The organism is Roseomonas sp. TS2 (assembly GCF_058833935.1).
Window position 1 is genome coordinate 1 of sequence record NZ_JCACVY010000356.1, and the last position, 1207, is coordinate 1207.

General features: G+C 72.6%; 1 protein-coding gene. It reads right to left on the minus strand.

Going from position 1 to position 1207, the window contains the following annotated elements; all coding sequences use genetic code 11:
* Positions 1-1207, minus strand: a 1207-nt coding sequence (locus tag ACZJYS_RS24360; RefSeq protein WP_493180653.1) for a replication-associated recombination protein A, incomplete at both ends; no start/stop codon positions are given.

Below are 1207 nucleotides of genomic sequence, written 5' to 3' on the forward strand. Positions count from 1 at the left end.
CTCCAGCCGTTGCAGGATGCGCGCCTCGGCGCCGCGCCCGGCGGGGCGGTAGAAAGGCTGCCGCGCCATCCCGTCGGGGAAGTAGTTCTGGCCGCTGAAGCCTTCCGCCTCGTCATGGTCATAGGCATAGCCGGCGCCGTAGCCGAGGCTCTTCATCAGATTGGTCGGCGCGTTCAGGATATGGGCGGGGGGCATCAGGCTGCCGGTCTCCTTGGCGGCGCGGCGCGCCTCCTTGTAGGCGACATAGACGGCGTTCGACTTCGGCGCGGTGCCGAGATGCACCACGAGCTGCGCCAGCGCCAGCTCCCCCTCCGGGCTGCCGAGGCGCTCATAGGTCTCCCAGGCGGCGATGGCGGCGGGCAGGGCGGTGGGGTCGGCCATGCCCACATCCTCGGCGGCGAAGCGCGTCAGGCGGCGGGCGATGTAGCGCGGGTCCTCGCCGCCCTCCAGCATGCGGGAGAACCAGTAGAGCGCCGCATCGGCGTCCGAGCCGCGCAGCGATTTGTGCAGCGCCGAGATGAGGTTGTAGTGCTCCTCGCGGTCCTTGTCGTAGAGCGCGGCGCGCCTGGCCAGCAGGGCGGAGAGGCCGGCGGGGTCGAGCGGTGCGGTGCCGGCGGGCAGGGCCAGGAGCTGCTCGGCCATGTTGAGCAGGTAGCGGCCATCGCCATCGGCCATGGCGCGCAGCACGCCGCGCGCCGCATCGTCCAGCGGCAGGGGGCGCTCCGAGAGTTCCTCGGCGCGGGCGAGCAGGCGCTCCAGCGCCGCGTCGTCCAGCCGCTTCAGCACCATCACCTGGCAGCGGGAGAGGATGGCGCCGTTCAGCGCGAAGGAGGGATTTTCGGTCGTCGCCCCCACCAGGGTGACGGTGCCGTCCTCCACCACGGGCAGGAAACCGTCCTGCTGGGCGCGGTTGAAGCGGTGGATCTCGTCGACGAACAGAAGCGTGCCTTGCCCGGAGGTGCGGCGGGCGCGGGCCTCGTCGAAGGCGCGCTTGAGGTCGGCGACGCCCGAGAACACCGCCGAGAGGGCGGCGAAGCGCAGACCGGCGGCCTCGGCCAGCAGGCGGGCGATGGTGGTCTTGCCGACGCCGGGCGGCCCCCACAGGATCAGCGAGGCCAGCGCGCCGCGTTCCAGCATCCGGCTGATGCTGCCCTGCGGGCCGAGCAGGTGCTCCTGGCCCACCACCTCCTCCAGCCGGCGCGGGCGG